This window comes from Bartonella sp. ML70XJBT.G, from assembly GCF_028618575.1.
Lineage (GTDB): Bacteria > Pseudomonadota > Alphaproteobacteria > Rhizobiales > Rhizobiaceae > Bartonella.
The window spans coordinates 26303-47702 of record NZ_JAQITA010000015.1 but is presented as its reverse complement, the minus strand read 5'-3'; the positions used below and the strand labels follow the sequence as shown (position 1 = coordinate 47702).

The 21400-nt window shown below is 38.1% G+C and carries 13 protein-coding genes and 1 tRNA gene; 2 read left to right on the top strand and 12 right to left on the bottom strand.

Annotated elements, in window-relative coordinates; genetic code table 11:
- Window positions 1-8 precede the first annotated feature (8 nt).
- From zwf to PVV64_RS07725, 10 genes are all read right to left on the bottom strand, one after another.
- Window positions 9-1484, bottom strand: a complete 1476-nt coding sequence (zwf, locus tag PVV64_RS07765) for a glucose-6-phosphate dehydrogenase (RefSeq protein WP_273760486.1) — start codon at window positions 1482-1484, stop codon at window positions 9-11.
- 119 nt (window positions 1485-1603) lie between these two features.
- On the bottom strand, window positions 1604-2887 hold the full coding sequence (locus PVV64_RS07760; protein ID WP_273760485.1) for an FAD-binding oxidoreductase: 1284 nt from the start codon (window positions 2885-2887) through the stop codon (window positions 1604-1606).
- A gap of 11 nt (window positions 2888-2898) precedes the next feature.
- Window positions 2899-4326: a glutamine synthetase family protein gene (locus PVV64_RS07755; RefSeq protein WP_273760484.1), complete on the bottom strand. Its 1428-nt coding sequence runs from the start codon at window positions 4324-4326 to the stop codon at window positions 2899-2901.
- 648 nt (window positions 4327-4974) lie between these two features.
- Window positions 4975-6744 (bottom strand): 50S ribosomal protein L7/L12-serine acetyltransferase, encoded by a 1770-nt coding sequence (gene rimL, locus PVV64_RS07750; RefSeq protein WP_273760483.1) that lies wholly within the window; start codon window positions 6742-6744, stop codon window positions 4975-4977.
- Window positions 6745-6770: 26 nt separating this feature from the next.
- Window positions 6771-7031, bottom strand: a complete 261-nt coding sequence (locus PVV64_RS07745; RefSeq protein WP_273760482.1) for a hypothetical protein — start codon at window positions 7029-7031, stop codon at window positions 6771-6773.
- On the bottom strand, window positions 7000-7299 hold the full coding sequence (locus PVV64_RS10555) for a methyltransferase domain-containing protein (RefSeq protein WP_404978423.1): 300 nt from the start codon (window positions 7297-7299) through the stop codon (window positions 7000-7002). Before PVV64_RS10555 ends, PVV64_RS07745 begins: the two co-directional genes overlap by 32 nt.
- Before the next feature lie 370 nt (window positions 7300-7669).
- Window positions 7670-7753: a hypothetical protein gene (locus PVV64_RS07740; RefSeq protein WP_273760492.1), complete on the bottom strand. Its 84-nt coding sequence runs from the start codon at window positions 7751-7753 to the stop codon at window positions 7670-7672.
- Between the two features lie 1202 nt (window positions 7754-8955).
- Complete coding sequence (locus PVV64_RS07735; protein ID WP_273760481.1) at window positions 8956-10308, bottom strand: MATE family efflux transporter; 1353 nt, start codon at window positions 10306-10308, stop codon at window positions 8956-8958.
- Window positions 10309-11891: 1583 nt separating this feature from the next.
- Window positions 11892-11968 (bottom strand) — tRNA-His (locus tag PVV64_RS07730).
- A gap of 136 nt (window positions 11969-12104) precedes the next feature.
- Entirely contained in the window at window positions 12105-13193 is a 1089-nt protein-coding gene (locus PVV64_RS07725) for a quinone-dependent dihydroorotate dehydrogenase (protein WP_273760480.1), read from the bottom strand.
- Between the two features lie 598 nt (window positions 13194-13791).
- Here PVV64_RS07725 and mscL point away from each other — a divergent pair.
- The gene (mscL, locus tag PVV64_RS07720) at window positions 13792-14205 is read left to right on the top strand and encodes a large conductance mechanosensitive channel protein MscL (protein ID WP_273721434.1); all 414 of its coding nucleotides are present in this window, start codon (window positions 13792-13794) and stop codon (window positions 14203-14205) included.
- Window positions 14206-14508: 303 nt separating this feature from the next.
- On the opposite strand, the gene PVV64_RS07715 is transcribed toward mscL, so the two are convergent.
- On the bottom strand, window positions 14509-16770 hold the full coding sequence (locus tag PVV64_RS07715; protein WP_273760479.1) for a PAS domain-containing sensor histidine kinase: 2262 nt from the start codon (window positions 16768-16770) through the stop codon (window positions 14509-14511).
- Between the two features lie 202 nt (window positions 16771-16972).
- On the bottom strand, window positions 16973-19513 hold the full coding sequence (locus PVV64_RS07710; RefSeq protein ID WP_273760478.1) for a DNA translocase FtsK: 2541 nt from the start codon (window positions 19511-19513) through the stop codon (window positions 16973-16975).
- Between the two features lie 448 nt (window positions 19514-19961).
- Between PVV64_RS07710 and PVV64_RS07705 the strand changes: the two genes are divergently transcribed.
- Window positions 19962-21392, top strand: coding sequence for an aldehyde dehydrogenase family protein (locus PVV64_RS07705; protein WP_273760477.1), 1431 nt, complete (start codon window positions 19962-19964; stop codon window positions 21390-21392).
- The last annotated feature ends 8 nt before the right edge of the window (window positions 21393-21400 follow it).

Below are 21400 nucleotides of genomic sequence, written 5' to 3'. Positions count from 1 at the left end.
TGATTGCTCTAAACCAAATTATTCCATATCCGCCCATCACGTTCCATCAAAAGTGTCGAAGCAGATGGACCCCATGAACCAGCACTATATCCATGAATAGGCTGCTTTCTTACCCGCCACCCCTCAAGAATAGGGTCAATCCAACGCCACGAAGCTTCAATTTCATCACGACGCATAAAGAGTGTTTGATCTCCACGAATAACATCCATCAATAAGCGTTCATAAGCATCAGGATTACGCTGCGAAAATGCAGATGCAAAACTCATATCTAATGGAATATGACGAAATCGCATACCACCAGGACCTGGATCCTTAATCATCAACCATTGTTTTACACCTTCATCAGGCTGGAGACGAATAACAAGCCGGTTAGAAAAAATCTCATGCGAATCTATATTAAAAATATTATGTGGTATGGATTTGAAAACAACAACAATTTCAGACATCCGTGTGGACATGCGCTTACCAGTTCGTAAATAAAAAGGTGTCTCTGCCCAACGCCAATTATTAATTTTAACTTTAAGTGCTACAAATGTTTCGCTCTCGCTGGCTTTTTTCCCCAGATCGTCAAGATAAGATCCTACATGATCGCCCTTCAAGACACCAGAAAGATACTGCCCACGTACAGTATGGTGCTCTACATTATGAACATCAAGAGGTGTTAAAGAATGTAAAACTTTCAGTTTTTCATCCCGCACAGCATTTGCTTTATTGGTAAATGGTACTTCCATGGCCACTAAACAAAGCAATTGCAGCATATGGTTTTGCACCATGTCACGTAATGCACCTGCACTTTCATAATATTCCGCACGCCCCTCTAACCCTAAAGATTCAGCAACCGTGATCTGAACATGATCAACATAATTGGAATTCCATAACGGTTCATAAAGTGTATTAACAAATCGCAATGCCATCAAATTCTGAACAGTTTCCTTGCCAAGATAATGATCAATGCGAAAAATTTGATCTTCATGAAATACTTTTGCGAATATATCATTCAGTTCAATTGCTGTTTTTTCATCACTGCCAATAGGTTTTTCAATGATAATCCGTGTTTGCTGTGTCACCAAGCTCTTTTGCCCTAATCGCACCACAATATCACGAAAAAGTGGCGATCCAACCGCTAAATAAAAAGCCCGAATATCCGCTGAACCTTTTGATAATAATAGAGCAAGATCTTGCCATCCTTGGTTTGAGGTAACATCAATAGAAACATAACTTAAGCGCGCAAGAAAACGGTGAAGCTCAATTTGGTTGAGATCTTTTTGATGAACATGTTTTTCTAAAGAAGTGCGAACAAAATTCTGATACTCTTCAGTGCTCCATGGAGAACGTGCAACCCCAATAATGCGGGTTGGCTCACTGAATTGCCCAACACACTGACAATGATAAAGAGCAGAGATGAGTTTGCGTGATGCTAAATCGCCATTCCCACCAAAAACAATACAATCAAAGGGAGAGACTGGAATAATTTTACTCACCATGAACTTGTCTATCTTCCCATTCAATTATAAAAGCTGAAACAATTTAGAGAGGCTCCCACCATTAAAGCAGATAGATCTTAAACAAGCCATTAATTTTCTTCATTGTAAAGGGTCTTTCATTAAAAATGATCGAGCAAGGAAAACCAGTGCATTGCCAAAAATACCAACGGATAACGCAAAATCCTCCCACCTGGAAAAGAGGAAATCTTTAAGTCTTGAAAAGAAGAAAAACGCTCACGTTTTCCAGTCAGCCACTCAGCATACAATTTCCCTATAAAAGGAGCAAGTATAACACCATGACCTGAATAACCACCACAATAAGTCATTCTTGAGAAAAGTTGTCGAACATAAGGCATCCGTTCAACCGTGATGGCGACCGTTGCCCCCCAATAATGGGTTAGATTAATAGAGTGTAGCTGAGGATAAATTTCCGTCATTTGGCGTCTTATACGTTTTTCTAAATTTGCAGGATATTGATTATCATAGCTTTCTACTCCACCAAATAATAAACGATTATCCGTGCTTTTGCGAAAATAGCGAACCATAAAACGAGAATCATCCACCGATTCTCCCCCTCGAAGAATCGGGCTCTCTTTCGCCAAAGGTTCCGTTGCTCCGATATAAGAGCGAAGAGAAAAAATCTTTTTCTCAGTAAATCTTTGAAGTCCAAGCTTATAGGCATTGGTCGCAAGTAAAACATGCTCCGCCTTTATATTCCCTCGTTCTGTTATCACCTTCCAATGGCTAGCACTGCGTTCTAGCCCAGTTGCTTGTGTTCTTTCATAAAGCTTAGCACCTACATTTTTCGCATTTTTTGCTAACCCCACAATAAGTTTTAAGGGATTAATATGACCAGTCTCTGCATCATAAATACCACCATGATAAAAAGAGGAACCAAGCCGTTTTACTGTTTCATCTCTATCCATAAAAGTAAGACCGTAATAACCATAACGTTGCATCGTCTCTATATGCCGTTGATAAGATACTCGTTCACGTCTTTTATGAGTAACAGAAAGCTGCCCTCCCATAAAATCGCATTGACAATCAGGCATTGCACACCAAGATAAGATATCTCTTTTGGCTTCTTCAGCTAAATCAAACAGAGCCTTGCTTCGCTCAAAACCATATTTTTTCTCTAGTGTTTCTACCCATTGTCGTTGCCCCGTTCCTAATTGCCCGCCATTGCGTCCTGAAGCACCGTCACCAAAACGCGAAGCTTCACACAAAACAACATGCACTCCAGACTTCGCTAAATGGTAAGCAGCCGAAAGGCCGGTAAATCCACCTCCAATAATAATGACATCACACTGTATGTTTTCGTTTAAAAATGGATAAGAGGGACGTACTTCTAAAGTGTCCTCATACCAAGAAATTCCTGGAGAAATCGGATTATAATCAATCATCGTGATAAACCTCAGACATTAAGCAAGAGATATTCGCGCTCCCACGGGCTAATCACTTCCATAAAAGTTTCAAATTCCTGTCGTTTGATTGCAGCATAAGTACTCACAAACACATCTCCTAAAATAGCGCGTATCGCTGTATCTTGTTCAAATAAATTGACCGCTTCAATGAGACCACGCGGTAATTCAATGTTATCAGCATTCACATTACTTGTTGTTGGCTCATCAGGTTCAAGTTTTTGCTGTAGTCCAATGAGACCGCAAGCCAAAGAAGCCGCAAGCGCTAAATAAGGATTCGCATCTGACGAGGGAAGTCTATTTTCAACACGTCGTGCTTGAGGAGCAGAACGAGGTACACGAAACGCTGTGGTGCGGTTATCATATCCCCATCGCAAATTAACAGGTGCTGAAATATCCGGCATAAGACGTCGATAAGAATTTACATAAGGCGCAAGCATTACAAGTGCTCCTGCCATATGTCTTTGTAATCCACCAATAAAATGACGAAAACAGACACTTTCTTCACCATCCTTTTGTGTAAAAATGTTCATACCTGTCTTCTTATCAACAACGGATTGATGAATATGCATCGCAGAACCTGGCTGCCCTTGAATAGGCTTGGCCATAAAAGTGGCGTACATATTATGCTTTAGTGCTGCTTCACGAATTGTTCGTTTAAACATGAAAACTTGATCAGCTAATTCGATTGGATCACCATGGCGTAAATTGATTTCAAACTGACCTGCCCCTTCCTCATGAATGAGTGTATCAATCTCCAGTCCTTGTGCTTCCGAAAAATGATAAATATCATCAATGAACTCATCAAATTCATTCACACCGGCAATCGAATACCCTTGTCCCCCACCAATTGAACGTCCAGAACGACCAACTGGAGGAACTAAAGGATAATCAGGATCAGGATTTTTCTCTACCAAATAAAACTCAATTTCTGGTGAAACAACCGGCTTTAGTCCTATTTTCGTATAAAAATCTATGACTTTTCGTAAAACATTTCGTGGAGTGTAATCCACAACCTGTCCATTTTGATAGACAAGATCACAAATCACTTGTGCTGTGGGAGCATCTTCCCATGGTACAATGCTTAATGTAGACAAATCAGGCTCAAGACGCAGATCACCATCTGTTTTGGGATATTCAAAACCATGACCATCTTCAGGATAATCTCCCGAAATTGTTGCGACAAAAACCGCTGAAGGTAATGCCAATGATGTTTCCGATGTAAACTTTTTAGAAAGCATCATCTTGCCACGGGGCACACCCGCTTGATCAGGCGTAATACATTCAATATCTTCTACCTTACGGAAAGCAAGCCACTGCGAAACTTGCTGCCAATTGTTTACACCCCTTAAATTTTTAAGAAAACGAGCGATAGGCTTAGAACCTTTTTTTTTCATTTGTTTACCATTTTTCACAGCCATAACACACCAATTAAAAAAACAATCAAAGCCCGCTCTTATGGTATCATCTCATGTTTAAGCGTTACTAAAAATCCTTATCAACTTAATTTTTAGAGAATATGCAACTCCCCTCAAGGCGAAAGAGACCTTGTTATCATTATAAACTGCTTATCATATTAAACATAGTGAAAAATGGCACTGCACGCGATACATCGATACTAACGTTCTGTTTGTAAAAAATAAAAAGTCTAAAGCCATTCTGGTAAGCAATAACTGTATAAAATCTTATAGTGGATGCTCAACGTAATTATGACATCTCTACTCTTCATGGACACAAAAAAGCGATACGCATTGCCACTTCTGCTTCCTAAATCTATACAGCAAGATACCCAATCATAGCGTCTCATTAACTACGCCTTACCGCACTTCGATAAACGCTTGAGACAACAAGAAGCACTTAGCATTCTTGGACGGCTGAACGAAAGGCAAATTTCCTATTCTGCTAACAAATCTAGCTTGATTGAAAGCACTAACCCTCTCAATGATTTTTTACCCCTCTCTAGACGCTGTCCATATGACTTCTTATTTGCGCGGCTAAATTTTATTCAGCATTGACAATTTACCTCATCGGTACAAACCTATATAGTATATTAAGAAATACTTTTTTAGTTAATCACATATTATAAAGCTATAAATATTCTGATCATGAAAAACGCCGTTCAACAATTCAGCTTTTCTCAATCTACCCTCAAGCTCAAAGCCACAGCGCTTCGCTACTGTGTTGCTTCTCTGGTTGTCTACTGAGCATTTTATGACAAATCTTTTTATTTTGCCAGATTTTAAATAAGATTGCATCAAGGCTTTCACAGACTTCGTGATAATCCCTTTTCCTTGAAGTTTTAAATCAAGCCAATAGCCGATATAAGCGGTCTTATTACCACTATCAATCCTATTGAAAGAAAGTAATCCCACTGGAACTTCATCAAACAAAATAGCATATGTTTTTCCATCATTCTTCTGATGTTGCAAAAAGCAAACGTCAAGAAAAATAGCTTCATCATGTTCATTCGTAACATAACGTGGCCAAGCCATATATTGACTGAATTCCTTTCTATTACGATCTATGATATTAAAAAGTTCGGAAGCGTATCTCGAAGACGCGGGTGCGAGTTGAATATTTTTATCCACACTAAGAGTTTCCTCTGCATGCAATAAGTCTACTCGCCCAGCTGGTAAGGCATTTTCTGCAAGCCTAGCTGTTACGATTTCTTTTTTGTATAAAGCGTATACGGGAGGTTTAAGACGGCTCCATTCATGAGCAGTTTGTAAATCATAAGAACCGCAACCGCGAATAATAAACAACTGATCTTTACCCAAACCATAATCTGCCCTAGGAAAAAGGCGGTCATTTTCAAAACCGCTAAAACCTACTAATATCTGACCATGTTTACCACAAGCGTTTTTTTTCTCTTCTAACGGCACAAGCGAATGATGCCAAACACGCACAGAAGGTATCCAGTTCATGCTAAGATTTGTTTGTATGATATCGACCTGACCGCGCTTTTTTATACTCACAGTTCTCCCTACAGCGTAACCATGATCTTCGCTGATATACCTACCAAGCTTAAAAATCAATTTCCATCTAGCAGGTAAAGTGGGGTCTTGTTCAGATAAAACATTAAAAATTTCTCGGAAAAACTCCTGTGGTTTCGTCGCCGTAGCTTCAGCATCTGCTGAAAAGGAGTCTACTGGAAATCCGCTCCCCATATCAAGATGCCCTCCTTTAGGCATATTTTTTAAAAGGAAGGGAAGCCAATCACGCAAGTTCTCAATAATTCGTGCCGGACTTTCCAGATTCGAATCTATATGAAGATGAAATCCCTTAAGATAAACATTCTTGCAAGATTGCAGCAAGGGAACGATTTCTTCCTCAAATTCTTCCACTGTCACTCCAAAACGAGAACGCTGGCTATCTTTGTAAAAATGCGCCAATCTTAAGCCCACACCCACTACGCGGTCAGTATCAGAAACCAGATCAATTATGGACTTGAGTTCGTGTGGATTGTCGACATGAATGAGTGCCTTTTCAGCAATCCCTTGAGAAAGATCTTTGAGCGATTTATAAGGCCCATCCAATACAATCCTATCGCCAGTAAAACCCGCCTTTAAAGCTAACTGGAGCTCATCTGCCGAGCATACTTCTGCACTGAGTCCGTGCTCAGCGATTAGTCGCAACAACAAACCTAACGAGCATGACTTAACCGAAACAGCAATAACTGCGTCAAGAAAATATTGCTGACAGACCGCTTGCAGATGCAGAACCCGGTCCAGCGCAGAATCAACATCGAATATAAAAAATGGCTCATCGCTATAAGGCTGGCGTTCACGCAGTCGTTTAGCTGCCGTGATGATATTTTGAGCTACTATTTTTTGCGCCATAACTGTATGGTAACTCCCTAATAATCTCATTGAACATTAAGAGGAGCACGGATAGCAAGATATCGCTCATAAAATGCATCCTGTATATTTTCCTCAAGCGAACAAATGAACTTATTTTCAATTCTAATATATCTACGAAGATTGTCTTTAAGCTCATCATAGGATCGAGACGATAATTCATAATCTTTTTCTTGATCTAGTTTCAATCCTGCTTTGCCCAAAAAGTCATGCCAATAATGCAGCGTCGAAGCAGGATCACGTTTTAACCCTATGGCGCTCATAAACATCAGTAATCATTTTATCGCTAAGCGTCCTTCTATAGTAAAAATTCGAAGTACAAAGAACTCCCTCTACTTTCAAAACACGACTGCCCCCAAACAGTGCTTGTTCTCTTGCTTGAATAAATGCAAAATTACATCCACCGAGTACATGAGTAAATGTTTTTGCATAAAAAGGAAGGCTGCAGACGTCAGAAACTTGATAGTGTAAACGATCATCACCCGCTGCAAGCTTAGCTGCCGACTCACGAGCAATAATGATTGCTACTTCAGATATACTAATGCACTCTGCAGAAGATCCAGTTTTTTAAAACAATAACGCGAACTGTAACCGGCAGAGAAAACAAAATCTAACAACACACACCTTGCAATGAAGGCTCGTATGCTTGATCTAATAATCAACAGTATCATTACCACTAGGCGGCGTATTATCCTGTTCCATCAGCGCGACAAAATCAAGATAGCTCATCGAACAAACGTCTTCAAACTTCGCAAATGATCACTAAGCTCCATCATATAATTTCCTCCTTAATAGGATTTTTTTAAACAAATCTGCAGCGCAAAGTAAAGCTTTTGTTCTCCCTCGCGCTCTAAAAAAACGCCCAATCCGGCGTATAAGAGCCAATGAACGTTGCAATTTTAACTCCTTAGCAATTAAAAAATAATCTTATATTAGGGGCATTATCGAGATTTCGCGCAAACTCTTTCTCAATATGGCTCTCACAAATCATATAATCATAAATACTTTTCCTGACCCCGCTGACCATATGATCGCCTTTTATGACCTCATGTTACAGATGTGGAATTAATTTTATTACGCTGCGCACATTCAGCGATTATTTTATCATCTGCATGAGAGCGAAAAACATCAATACCATGAGGTGGCTTTGATAATAAATTATCCACTCAATCAACATACACGAAAATGCTGGAACAATCACAACAACGATTGCCAAAGAACATGCCAAAACTGAATTTGAAAAATACCGCATTATTCAGGATAAATTATTTGAATCTGATTTTGATAAAGAAATTAAAACCCTTGAGAAATCAAGGCATAAAAAAAGTGATGACTAAGCTTACGATGTGCTGCAATAAAACTGTCTTAAGCGCAAGTGTATACTAACCAACGCTTCTAAAATGTTGAGCAGCACTTTCCACAAATGTGTATATGCTACGCGACAACACTCCCAGCATAAGCCAACAATCCTGCATTCACAGCCACCAACGCTTCATTCCTACCTCAATCTCATCGTGCTCAATTAAAAGACAATGCACCTTTCTTTAATCAGGTAAAATCTCATTAAAGAATATGCACCTTCACGTTAATTAATAAAACCTCTATGAACGCAAAAAACTGAAGGACAGAATTTAAAATTTCATCATAAATAGGAAGCTATGTAGAAGGGAATGCAAACGATAGAAAATATTCACATGGTAGAGCACATTTTTTGGCAGTCCTGCCATGAGAAATAAAAGCACAGCTTCATCACACTCTCATTGGCAAGCGCACAACTAAGAGCATTCTTCACCTCCCTGAATAAGACCCGTGATAAACATGGCTTGCAAGAATAACACCGCCAGCAGCTATGATTTTTGACAAATGCACTTGAGCACCGCAATTGTCCTTAACTTATAAAAACAATCACTTTTTTAAAATGACCCTTCAATGGACTATAAATATAGACATGCTTTTCTCGTCACTTTTACGGTATAAACTATTCACATTTATCGAACTTACTTCCCATTGAAGCCGTATAATTTTAATAAACGCATATCATTTTAAAAACTCAACAGATCATATTGAGGCTCAATCAAAGGTACTTCTTTTCAAGATTAAGCAAGTTTTGTAACCTCTCTTGTTATCTCCATAGAAGGAAATAACCTCTATTGACGGTGAATGACTAGCCTTCACAGTTCGCTTACAGCACTTTTATAACATTGCCCCCGTACCAAACGGAGGATTGCGTTTTATTAAATAACCCACGCGCATATAATTAAAGAGAGAAACGATTAAGCTTGCACCAATCATGCCAAGCCAATAACCCATAAAACCATATTCAAAAAAATGTGCCATGAGAGCTCCCCCAAATAAGCCTATCCCCCAATAGCTTATTGTTACCACAATTGTTGGCCAAAACGTATCAAGCAAACCCACAAGTATGCCATTGAGCATGGCTCCTAAAGTGCCAAAAGCAAAAGATAATAAGATAAACGGAAGCAACTCCCAAGAGAAAACAATAACGTGGACTGAAGAAATGTCAAAGATGATTGAAAGAATGAATTCATAAGAAAAATAAACACCCCCTGATAAAAACAAGACATAAGCTATAGCAAAAATTGTGACATTCATACGTAACTGTTTTAGAGCCATATGATTCCGATCGGCTTGATACCACGCTGCTATGGTCGCAGCTGCGCTGGAAATCCCCAAAGCTACCACAGAAATAAGCATATCAAGACGCATTCCAATTGTATGCGCAGCCAAAGCTTCGACCCCAAAAGCTGTAATCATGAAGGCAATGACAGAAGGAAAGCCTTCCGCAATAAGAATACGGATACCAATGGGAAGTCCTATGAACAGTAATTGTATTATTCGTGCAATTTCTAACTTTGGTCTTAAATAATTAAAGTGAAAGGAACTAAAAGTAGAATTGCGGGACAGAATTATTGCTACTGCCATAACAATCAAAATACGGATCAAACTACTTGCAATTCCAGCACCAAAGACACCAAATCCGCTTGCAGGACCTATACCAAAAATAAGCAGCCAAGAGATAAGAAAATTTATAGGGATAGCGGCAAGCATAATCCAAGTTAAGGGCTTGGGATTACCAATTGCTGATAGTAATCCGCGGCTATTGATATAAAGATAAAAAAACACCACCCCTATCGCAGCGCCATTATTATATTCCTGCGCTATATGAGCAATTACCTCATCTTGGCCGAGAAGACATAAAATATTCCTCGTATTGAGTAAAATGATTGCACTTATTATTCCAATCAAAAGGGAAAGCCATATTCCTTGATCAAACCATGCCTTCAATGCATCTCTATCTTGTTTGCGAAAACTTTCCGCAAGTTTTGGGGAAACCGCGGTAATAATCCCTAGTCCCAACAACATAACAAAACTAAACATACTTAGAGCCAACATTGTACCACTCAAGGCTTGAACGCCTAAATGCGCCACAAGCGCTGCATCTGTGAAGGAAATCAGCATCTGAGAGACAAACCCAATAGCCAGTGGCATGCCAAGAGAGAGCAATTGCTTCATCACAACAAACATTGTGAAAGACCCTTCCCTATTGAAGAGCGTATTAAGCTCGGATCTTTTAAGCAAAACGTATTGATTTTTTCCATCAAGTCTTTCCATCGCAAGTCTTGCCTAAAGGATGCATCATGAGAACTCATTAAGCTAAGGGGAGAATTCCAGTTCTTAAAAGAGAAACGCAATGGGTCTGTATTGTTTTTTTGGACTTCATGCCATACGTTTTTTTATACAACATTATGCCCCCAAACAGCTCCAATCGTTGATAAAATATCCTCAGTAAACATTTGTTTGTCTGGTACATCCATTTTCAGTATTTTCAATAAAATTTGGGGGAAGATTTCTTGGTACAAGACTCGATACGCTCCCCCCTAAAAAACAAATTCTTGGCAAGAAAGAACTGTTAAAAAATATAAAAAATAAACGAGAGACTCGTCATCCTGTTTGAAGATTTTGTACAACGCAATCACTTCAAAATCAAGATGCAGATCCAAAACGACTTGAATATCAGACGCCGTCTTTTAATTGGAGAGGACGCACATGTCCTTTAACCGACAGCTAAAATAGATCTGTGGCGGTGGCTGAAATTTTTCTATAAGCTTTGTGATTCTGGTTGCAGCAATTCAACCAGTTTTTCTCATTGTCCATAATACGACGCATAAAACGAAGCCAGCTCAATCATTCTATAGCGTATAGTGCAAAAAATGGTTCTCGTAATACGATAGTAAAAATATTATGATCTCATCTAAAGTGCTCAAATATGTATTTAAAATTATAAATGTGCGTTATAATAGATTTTTTAGTATTTAGTACATGTTCTGAAAACACTGCTTGCAGAAATTGCAGAAACAATTAAGCCAACCGATCACAACATTCACTGATTTTACTCCATAAAACGCTGAAAGATTTTTTACACCAATTTAGCCTCAATGGGATAATGATTCATGAACACATCTTCAATGCCATACCCCAAGCGGCAGAATCCCGCCCATAAACATGCATCGATGTTTGGATGCAGAAAATTAGTCACATACCCGTTCACCTATCATTTTACATTCAAATTGCGCAAAGCTAAAAAGAGCATGCATGGTTAGGCAGCTTAGTTGAATCTCTTGTATTCAAAAATTTTGTAACCAATAAAAAGCTTACATTATAGGTCAAACAGCCCAATCATTTACGCAAAATCAATTAAAGAGCGTAACAAGCGATCAATCTTAATAAACACCCCCCATCGATCTTGTTTGCTTGTATATCTGCCAACAAAGGACGCAAAGCGAAGGGTTCCATATTACCGCCGCTAAAACCACATCATTATAATGCATCCGTAAAAAGAATAATAGAATCAAAAGATTATGTAGTTTTATTTCATGAACCTGAAGATTTATATTTTGTCTGCCATCCATAAAATGCCTTTGCTAACTCAAAAGTGATGATTTTTATAATATTGAAAATAAAGAATAAATCGAAAAGTACCTTTTTAGATAAGAACTCTGCTCATTAAAAGGCTTTTTGTTCTGTTACTAATCACACGTAAAAAAGGCCAAGAAGTGCGGAGTTCTTAAAGGAAAAAAAAGAAATGAGAATAGTCGCACAAAGCTAAATGGTACGGTTGGTGGGATTTGAACCTACGACCTCTGGTGCCACAAACCAGCGCTCTAACCAACTGAGCTACAACCGCATAAAAGTAAATGTACCATAACTGTTCACGAGTTTGTAAAGAGTTATTTTCTTTTCATGTGACATAAGGAAGATCAAAAGAGTTTGCAAGCCCCTTTAAAAAAATCTCATAGTTTTCATCAAAAAAAATAGTTTTCTCACAGAGGAAGTGCACGTTTTGCCCAATCTTCAACATTCTGATCACGATAAGCTTTTATGCTACCAACCCCATCTTGCTGCATAAACTGCAAAATTTCTTTTAAAATAGTTACTACAAGATCCGGTCCCTCATAAACCATTCCACTATACAATTGTACCAAATCTGCACCAGCTTTCACTTTTTCCAAAGCTGTTTGTGCATCTTTTATGCCACCAACGCCAATAATTGCAATGTCCTTCCCTAATTTTTGACGCATTTTTGCCAGTACAATGGTAGAAAGCTCAAAGAGTGGACGACCAGAAAGTCCTCCCTCCTCAGTACTTAAGAGGCTATTTTTAAGTCCTTGGCGTGAAAGAGTGGTATTGGAAACAATAAGACCATCAAAATCAGAACACTGTATTTCTTCAGCAATATCATCCAACGCCTTTTCCGATAAATCAGGAGCAATTTTTAAAAAAATAGGAACAGAAAATCCATGCTTTTCCTTTTGTATACCACGCGCTTGTGAAACCGCATCTATCAAAAGATGTAAACTATCACGCGCTTGTAAATCACGTAAACCCGGTGTATTGGGCGAGGAAATATTCACTGTAAAATAGTCTGCAACATCATAAAAGTGAGCAATACCAGCAGTATAATCGTCAATTTTGTTGATCGTATTCTTATTGGCTCCAATATTGATCCCTACAATACCAAGTTGTTTATATGTTTGAAGTCTTTTGTAAACAATTTGATGTCCATCATTATTAAAACCCATTCTATTAATAATCGCCTCATCTTCTTTTAAACGAAAAAGCCGCGGTTTAGGATTTCCCGCTTGGGGCTTTGGTGTAACTGTACCTATTTCTGTAAAAGCAAATCCTAAACGAAAAATAGCATCAACAACCTCTGCATTCTTATCAAAACCCGCGGCTAGACCAATAAAATTTTCAAACTCAAGACTTGCAACAGTCACAGACAAACGTTTATCGAAAATCTTCTGACAAGTGCTCAGTCCGCTTTTTAGACCTATAATTGCTAAACGGTGTGCATGTTCTGGGTCCAACATAAATAAAGCAGAACGACCAATACAACGAAAGAAACTCATCAATCCTTCTCCAAATACAAAACTGATCTACTGCATCTCACCTAAATCTTTTAACATAAAAGATCACTCATAAAGATGGCATATCATCTCAATTAAGAACGTACCACTACTACAAGGAAATTTGTAACATAACTGAAAGTTAATAACAGCATTACCATTCACTTTTATACTTACACATTTTGAAGAGAAAATGAGCCTTTTTCTTTGAGAAAAAGCTTTCTTAGCTTTTGAAAATTGTTCAGAGATTAAAAATTGAAATCACCTGCAAACACGAGAAGAAAATATTTTGTAAATAGCTTTTTCCAATGTGTGGTCATAAAAGTTTTATAATGATTTTATAAATGAAGCACATTTTTCTACTTTTAATCAAAAAATCTAAAAACACTTCATTAAAAAGCTTTTGTTGTTCTAAACTCCACCAGATACTTATTAAATCAAATAAAACCTTTTGTGAATTTTAATATTCATAATATTCTTGGCAAAAAATTTTAATCTTTGTAAGATAATGCTTACTAAGAAAACAAAAACCGCTCTTTCCTTTTTCATCAAAAGCGGTAATTAAAATTATCGTATATCTTTTCATAAAGGGGAAAACGTAATGCTTAAAGAATTCAAAGAATTTGCCCTAAAAGGGAATATGATTGACCTTGCTATCGGTGTGATTATAGGAGGTGCTTTTGGTGGCTTGGTCAATTCAGTCGTCAATGATATCTTTATGCCAATCATTGGGCTTATTACAGGTGGAATCGACTTTTCTAATATGTTTATCCAGCTTGCCGGTGAAAAACAAGCAACACTGAGTGCTGCTAAAGCAGCTGGGGCAACCATTAGCTATGGTAACTTTATCACTTTACTTATCAATTTTCTTATTATTGCTTGGGTGCTTTTTCTCTTTGTTAAAGCTATGAATAAACTCCGTCGAAAACAAGAAGAAGAGGAAAGTTCTAAAGAGATGTCTTTAGAAGAACAACTTTTGTCAGAAATCAGAGATTTGTTGGCTAAGAAAAAATAAATTTATCTATGGTCTGCTGAGCCCCCCATCTTTACGCTTGTGGAGAAGCAAATCGGCATTATTATTATATTTTCCTGCCCCCAATGTTGCAACAAACCTTGTATTTGAGAACATTCATAAGAGGTGTTTTTTGTCCTTTCCTATACAATTTTATCCGCACACTCATCCCACTTATGACCTGCAAGCGAATGATTTTGTTGATTTAACACAGAGAGATTTGAAATGAGAGAATCTTCACTATTCGGATTTTTAATTCAATCTGCATAATGATAATTATCTATATAAATCAATATTTTGAATGATTCATGGAACATATGGAAAAAATAATTCCACAGTTGTTCCATGGTTGGGTTTTGAAAATAACAAAAGTTCGCCACCACTTTCTTCTACCATAGCTTTACACATAGGCAGTCCTAAACCAGTTCCCATAAAAGCGCTGTCACCAGATCGCCCATCTTTGCGCTTTATCTGCCCATAAGGTTGTAGTGCTTGTACAATCTCCTCATCACTCATCCCTATACCGTTGTCACTCACAGAAATCTTTACACGCTGTTTTTTTTCATAAGAAACATGAACAATAATTTGTCCACCCGATGGCGTAAAACGAATAGCATTGGAAAGAAGGTTCCATATAATTTGTCGAAATGTCTGTTGTGATACACCAATAAATGGTACATGTGTTGGAGCAACAATACGCATGATAATGCCATTATGATTAGCCTGTGTTTCAAGAAATGCCATACTCGCACGCAGACAAGCTATCACATCAAATCCTTCAGATATAAGAGGTGCCTTAATCTGATCATTTGAGCTAGAATAATTTGCTTTCGAGCATTCTAGTAATTGATTAATCAGTGATAATATATGTTTTCCAGAAGAGATAATATCACGTAAATATCCACGATAACGCTCATTGTCTATCACCCCAAAACGACCATCTCTCATAATTTCGGCAAAACCAATAAGAGCATTCAAAGGTGTCCGCATTTCATGAACAACACCAACTGTTTTATTCTCTCTTACTCGTTTATCTCTTGATAAAACTGATCCTGTCATATCACGTAATATAACAGCATAATCATCTTGTCGTGCCAAAGGTATCATCGTCATAGAAACCTTTATATTTTTGTGACTTTTTGTTACTAAAATAGCTGTCTCATCGTGATGAAAAACCTGATTTTTCTCCTTCATACGGATTAACTTAAAATATTTTTCTACTAAAGATCGGCTTTGTGACGTGAATAATGAGGAGAATGGCTGTGTTAATAATTCATTTATTTCATAGCCCGTTAGCGTTAAAGCTGCACGACTGACCGATTGAATATCCCCCTGCCTATCCAACCAAAAAACACCATTCGTCGTTGTATCCAACAATGATAAAACAACGGTTGGCTCTTTTATCAGAGTTTGTTCTGGAACATTTTCTGGTAATATCTGCGCATTTGGCACCTGAACCAGTGTTTCTTCAATTAAATGCGCACCATTTACAGATGAATGCAATTCTCCACGCAATCGTTCTGCAATCTCATGAAAAGCTGAACGTTCACTCTCTGAAAGATTCGATGTTTTTATATACGGATTTTTATCTTCTTTCTTTTGTTCTTGTTCTGGCATTTTCAAAATACCAAAGCCTCGAAATCCCTTAAGCTGTTGTTGAACATCAAAAATTGGCACAGCAGACAATTCAACATCAAGTCGTTCTCGACAATTATCAACAGGCCATGGCACGATCTGTTTGCTCCAAGGAAGAGCTGCCGCAATAAAGTCACTGAGAACTTGATATCGCTCATCATGAAACTGATGAGCAAGTTCATGAAAACTCAATCCTAAAATAGAGGAAGAAAGGGGACCAACAATTTCAGCTAACTCTTTTGAAACATCACAAAACCGTCCATTCTTATCCATTTTCCAAATAAACCGTTGTGGCAAAAGTTCTGATGTAAAATGAAACGGCTCTTGGTCAGTGTTTAATGCATCCGATTCTAGTAGCGTATATAAAACTAAAAAATGCGCTGGTTTCACTCTCAAGCGTAGAATACCAACTTGTGTACGAATATCTGCTATAGAGACAATGGTTTTGACTGGCATCTCATCATCAACTGTCTGTAAGAGAATCTTGACCGTTTCATTAATAAATGAAAAATGAGAGGAAGCCTCCAACACTGTTCCATGTTCATCAATTACTGCAACGGACGTTGTTGCCTCATCCAATCCAACAATAAGAGAAGTTTTTTCTGCCTGCAAAGATTCTAGCAAAAATACCTTGCCTAAATCCATATTATCAATAGAAACTATAGAAAATTCAGCTGTACGCTTTAAACCATCCAATGTGATAACATCTGCACATTGCGCACTCTTCAATATCTTATGATATTTTACTTGGTCAAAAAAAGAGCTTTCTTTCATCATGTCAGAGACAGAAGAAAAACCAAAAAAATACGCCGCCGCACCATTTGACCAAAGAATATTCTTATAATCAGAAGAAAGAACGAACACCATCTTTCCTCGCATAAAGGCTTGTTTAATTTCTTTACATTCCAGATAATCTAAAAATGCTAAAGACATCTCCAACCCTTCTTTGTATCATTCTACACTCTGCAACAGTAGTTTTAATACAAAATATTGCTTCTATTTTGTTACTCCCCATTCCATTTTTTTAATATTTCACAATAAAAAACAAGTGTGCGGCAACACTTGCTCTTATAAAGTCAAACAAATATCAACTCTTAAAATAACAATCATTCCGTATTTTTAAAGTCATGCATTTTTAAAACTGTCTTGCTTCATTATTGTACTCACTGATTAGAATTTCACGTTTTCCAACATGATTAGCAGCTCCAACAATGCCTTTTTCTTCCATCCGTTCCACAAGAGAAGCTGCTTTATTATAACCAATTGCAAGCCGACGCTGAATATAAGAGGTTGAGCATTTTTTATCACGCATCACAATCTTTACAGCCTGCATATAAAGTGCTTCACCATCATCACCAAGATTTTCTTCTGTAGAAACTCCAGCAACTGAATCAGCAGACTCACTTTCTTTGTTTTCCTCTTCACTATCCGTTACGGTGGCTAAGTAATCAGGCTTTCCTTGCATTTTAAGATGTGCAACAATAGATTCAACTTCTGCATCAGAAACAAAGGGGCCATGAACGCGTACAATGCGCCCACCGCCCACCATATGAAGCATATCTCCCTGCCCCAAAAGAGTTTCGGCACCTTGTTCCCCCAAAATGGTACGACTGTCTATTTTTGATGTAACCTGAAAAGAAATCCGAGTAGGAAAATTTGCTTTAATCGTACCAGTAATAACATCAACTGAAGGGCGCTGCGTGGCCATTATAAGATGAATCCCCGCCGCACGTGCCATTTGTGCTAAACGTTGAATAGCATTTTCAATTTCTTTACCTGCCACCATCATGAGATCGGCCATCTCATCAACAATCACAACAATATAAGGAAGTTGCGTGAGATCCATTGCTTCTTCATGATAAAGCATTTCTCCACTTTCCTTATCAAAGCCTGACTGTACGGTACACATAATCGTTTCGCCTTTTTGTGCTGCAAGTGCAACACGTGCATTAAAACCATCAATATTACGCACACCTAACTTAGCCATTTTGCGGTAACGTTCTTCCATTTCACGAACCGCCCATTTTAAAGCTGTTACCGCTTTTTTGGGATCCGTCACAACGGGCGTTAAAAGATGTGGAATGCCATCATAAACAGAGAGTTCCAGCATTTTAGGATCAACCATGATCAAACGGCACTGCTGTGGTGTCATGCGATAGAGAATCGATAAAATCATTGTATTAATTGCAACAGACTTGCCAGACCCCGTGGTACCCGCAACCAATAAATGAGGCATTTTCGCTAATTCCGCAATGACCGGCTCACCGTTAATGCCTTTCCCCAAAGCAAGAGCAAGTTTAAATTGACTTTCACGAAAAGAATTTGATTGAATTAATTCCCGCAAATAAACGGTCTCACGAACCGCATTGGGTAATTCAATACCAATAACATTGCGTCCAGGAATTACAGCAACGCGTGTAGAAATAGCAGACATCGAACGAGCAATATCATCGGAAAGATTAATGACCCGAGATGATTTTACTCCAGCTGCCGGCTCAAATTCATACATTGTCACCACTGGTCCTGGATGAACATGGATAATTTCACCCTTAATGCCAAAATCTTCCAAAACACTTTCTAAAAGTCCAGCACCGCGCTCTAATGTTTCTCGCGGAATCATCGTGCCTTCATGGAAAATAGGTTCTTGTAATAAATCGATTGGAGGAAATTCGTAATTATCAGCGTTAAAAGACTGAATATTTGACATAAAAGCAGAATCATAATTGCTTAACAACGTATTCGCAGATCGAAAGACTTTACCTTTTGGTTTCTCTACAGAAAATTTTTCTGAATTTTGAGCGATACCTTCTCTTGTACCATCAGTCATATTGTAGGTATTTTGAGGCTCTTTCGTTGCTTTTGCATCGCTTAATCTCTCAGAAGAATCTTTAATCATAAACCCAGAATGACGCGTTTGTGCCTCTTCAACAGATTCATTCTTTTCATGCCTTAAATGAGAAACTTGTTTAATTTCCCGAGGCGTTTCTGCTAGAGATTCTGATGTGATGGAATCGTAAAATTGTGGAAAACGATATTCAAGAACACGGTAAAGAGCCGTAATTGACTCATCAAAGGCAGAAGTCATATCCAGTGAACTCTCATTTGTATCATCCATAGATATTATATCTTCTCCTGAGTTTTTCGCATCAAGCTGTTCCAGTATAAAAGATCCACACTCAAAAAATGCATCATCAGACAGATGACAAACAGGCTTCGTTTTTTTCACCTCATTGCCTACTGGTAATTTATGCTTCCTGCTTGCCTTCTCAAATGATTTATGGACAGCTTGCTGTGATAATTGCTTCAAAACCGTTGCATGACAAATTGACGCTTTCTTTTCTGTCGATTGAGAATTGATAACCTTTTTTGCTGAAGGAGAACTTGCTGTGTTCTTATGAGAGTGTATAATATTTGTTAGATTTTCCTGTTCTTTTTTCGTAAAAATTTTAAATTGTTTTGCAAAAACTGGATCCGTTTCTATGCGACGACGCAAAATTTCAACTTCTGGTGTTCGCGTAAAACGCACATTTTGTCCAAGGGTAAATGCCTTTTTCCATACTTCCGGATAAGAAAATATCTCAGCAATCTTAGTAGATGCATGCTCTTCTGCTGTATGTTTTGTACTCTCATCAGAAAAAGATGGCGTAGAAATAGGTTTTTTTTTCGAATTGTGCATGGTATCCAACAAACTTATGATAATGAGAATAATTGCTTCTTCAAAAAGAATGCATAAAGACTATCGTATGAAGGTTAATAACCTTTTGCTAACTGTTACTTTTCAAAAAAAATAATGTTTTCATTTCTCTCAATGAAACTTTCTCTCTCAATATTGGATAAATTGTAAAATTCACAGTGTCATACAGTGATATGTGCATTTTTCGTAAAAAGAACTCTAAGATAAAAATGCCGAGAAATTGCTCAGACTTCTCTTTCCTTTTCATTTCATAAAAACAATTAATACACATCTTATCATTCGTCAGTATAGGTGTGCACTTTCAATCCTCTCACCTTGTTGTTATAAAATAAGCTGATTTCTTTACCTTCGAGCAGATTATCCTTGTTATTTTTGTTTAAAAAGGCTCAAATAAAGCGAAATTTAATAATACAAAAATAGGGAGCGAATCATGTTGAACAAGCGGAAATTTTATATCAATGGTCTATGGGATGATCCAAGCACTCCTGATGATTTTCACGTCATTGATCCATCGACAGAAGAATCTTGTGCTGTTATTAGCCTTGGCAGCACAAAAGATGCAGATAAAGCAATTCATGCTGCTAAAGCAGCTTTTCAGAGTTGGAAAGCAACTCTTCCTCAGGAACGTCTTAGATTCGTTGAAAAAATTCTAGAAATCTATGAAAAACGCTCAAGCGATATGGCAAAGACCATTTCCATGGAGATGGGAGCACCTATCGATATGGCACTTCATGCGCAAACCGCAACCGGTCGTTCTCATATTCGCAACTTTATTAAAGCTTACAAAGAGTTTTCATTTCAAGAGATTTTAATAGAAGGAAATGAGCAAGCGATTCTTCATTATGATCCTATCGGCGTTGTAGGGTTAATTACCCCATGGAATTGGCCCATGAATCAAGTGACTCTTAAAGTTATCCCTGCTCTGTTGGCTGGTTGTACTATGGTCTTAAAACCCTCTGAAATCGCGCCTCTTTCTGCTATGCTGTTTGCGGAAATTTTAGATGAAGCTGCTTTGCCTGCTGGCGTTTTTAATTTAATCAATGGTGATGGCGCTCATGTTGGTGCTTACCTTGCAGCCCATCCAGATCTAGAAATGATCAGCTTTACTGGATCAACCAGAGCAGGAAAAGATATCTCTAAAAATGCCAGCAGCACTTTAAAACGGGTCTGTCTGGAACTTGGTGGTAAAGGAGCAAACATCATCTTTGCTGATGCCGATGCGGATGCTGTTCAACGTGGTGTACGACACTGCTTTTATAATAGTGGACAAAGCTGTAATGCACCAACACGGATGCTTGTGGAACAAAGTATCTATGACGAAGCTATCAAAATAGCCAAAGAACTTGCTGAAACAACAAAAGTGGGGCCAAACCATCAAACAGGAGATCATATTGGTCCAGTTGTTTCAAAACAACAATACGATAAAATTCAAGATCTTATTCAATCTGGAATTGATGAAAGTGCAACTCTTATCGCAGGCGGAATTGGTTTACCAATGGGAATGGAACGCGGTTATTATGTGCGCCCAACGGTCTTTGCTCATGTCAAACCTCATATGCGTATCTTCCAAGAGGAAATCTTTGGACCAGTCCTCTCAATGATTCCCTTTCAGACAGAAGATGAGGCCATAACCTTAGCCAATGACACCAAATACGGTCTTACAAATTATATACAATCGCAAGATCGTAACAAATGTCGCCGTGTCGCTGCGCAAGTACGCTCTGGTATGGTAGAAGTGAACGGACATGGATTACCCAGTGGAAGTTACTTTGGAGGCGTAAAATTTTCGGGACGTGCTCGTGAAGGTGGTCACTGGGGAATCAAAGAATTTCTTGATACCAAAGCAATTTCGTACTGGTAAAAGTGTCT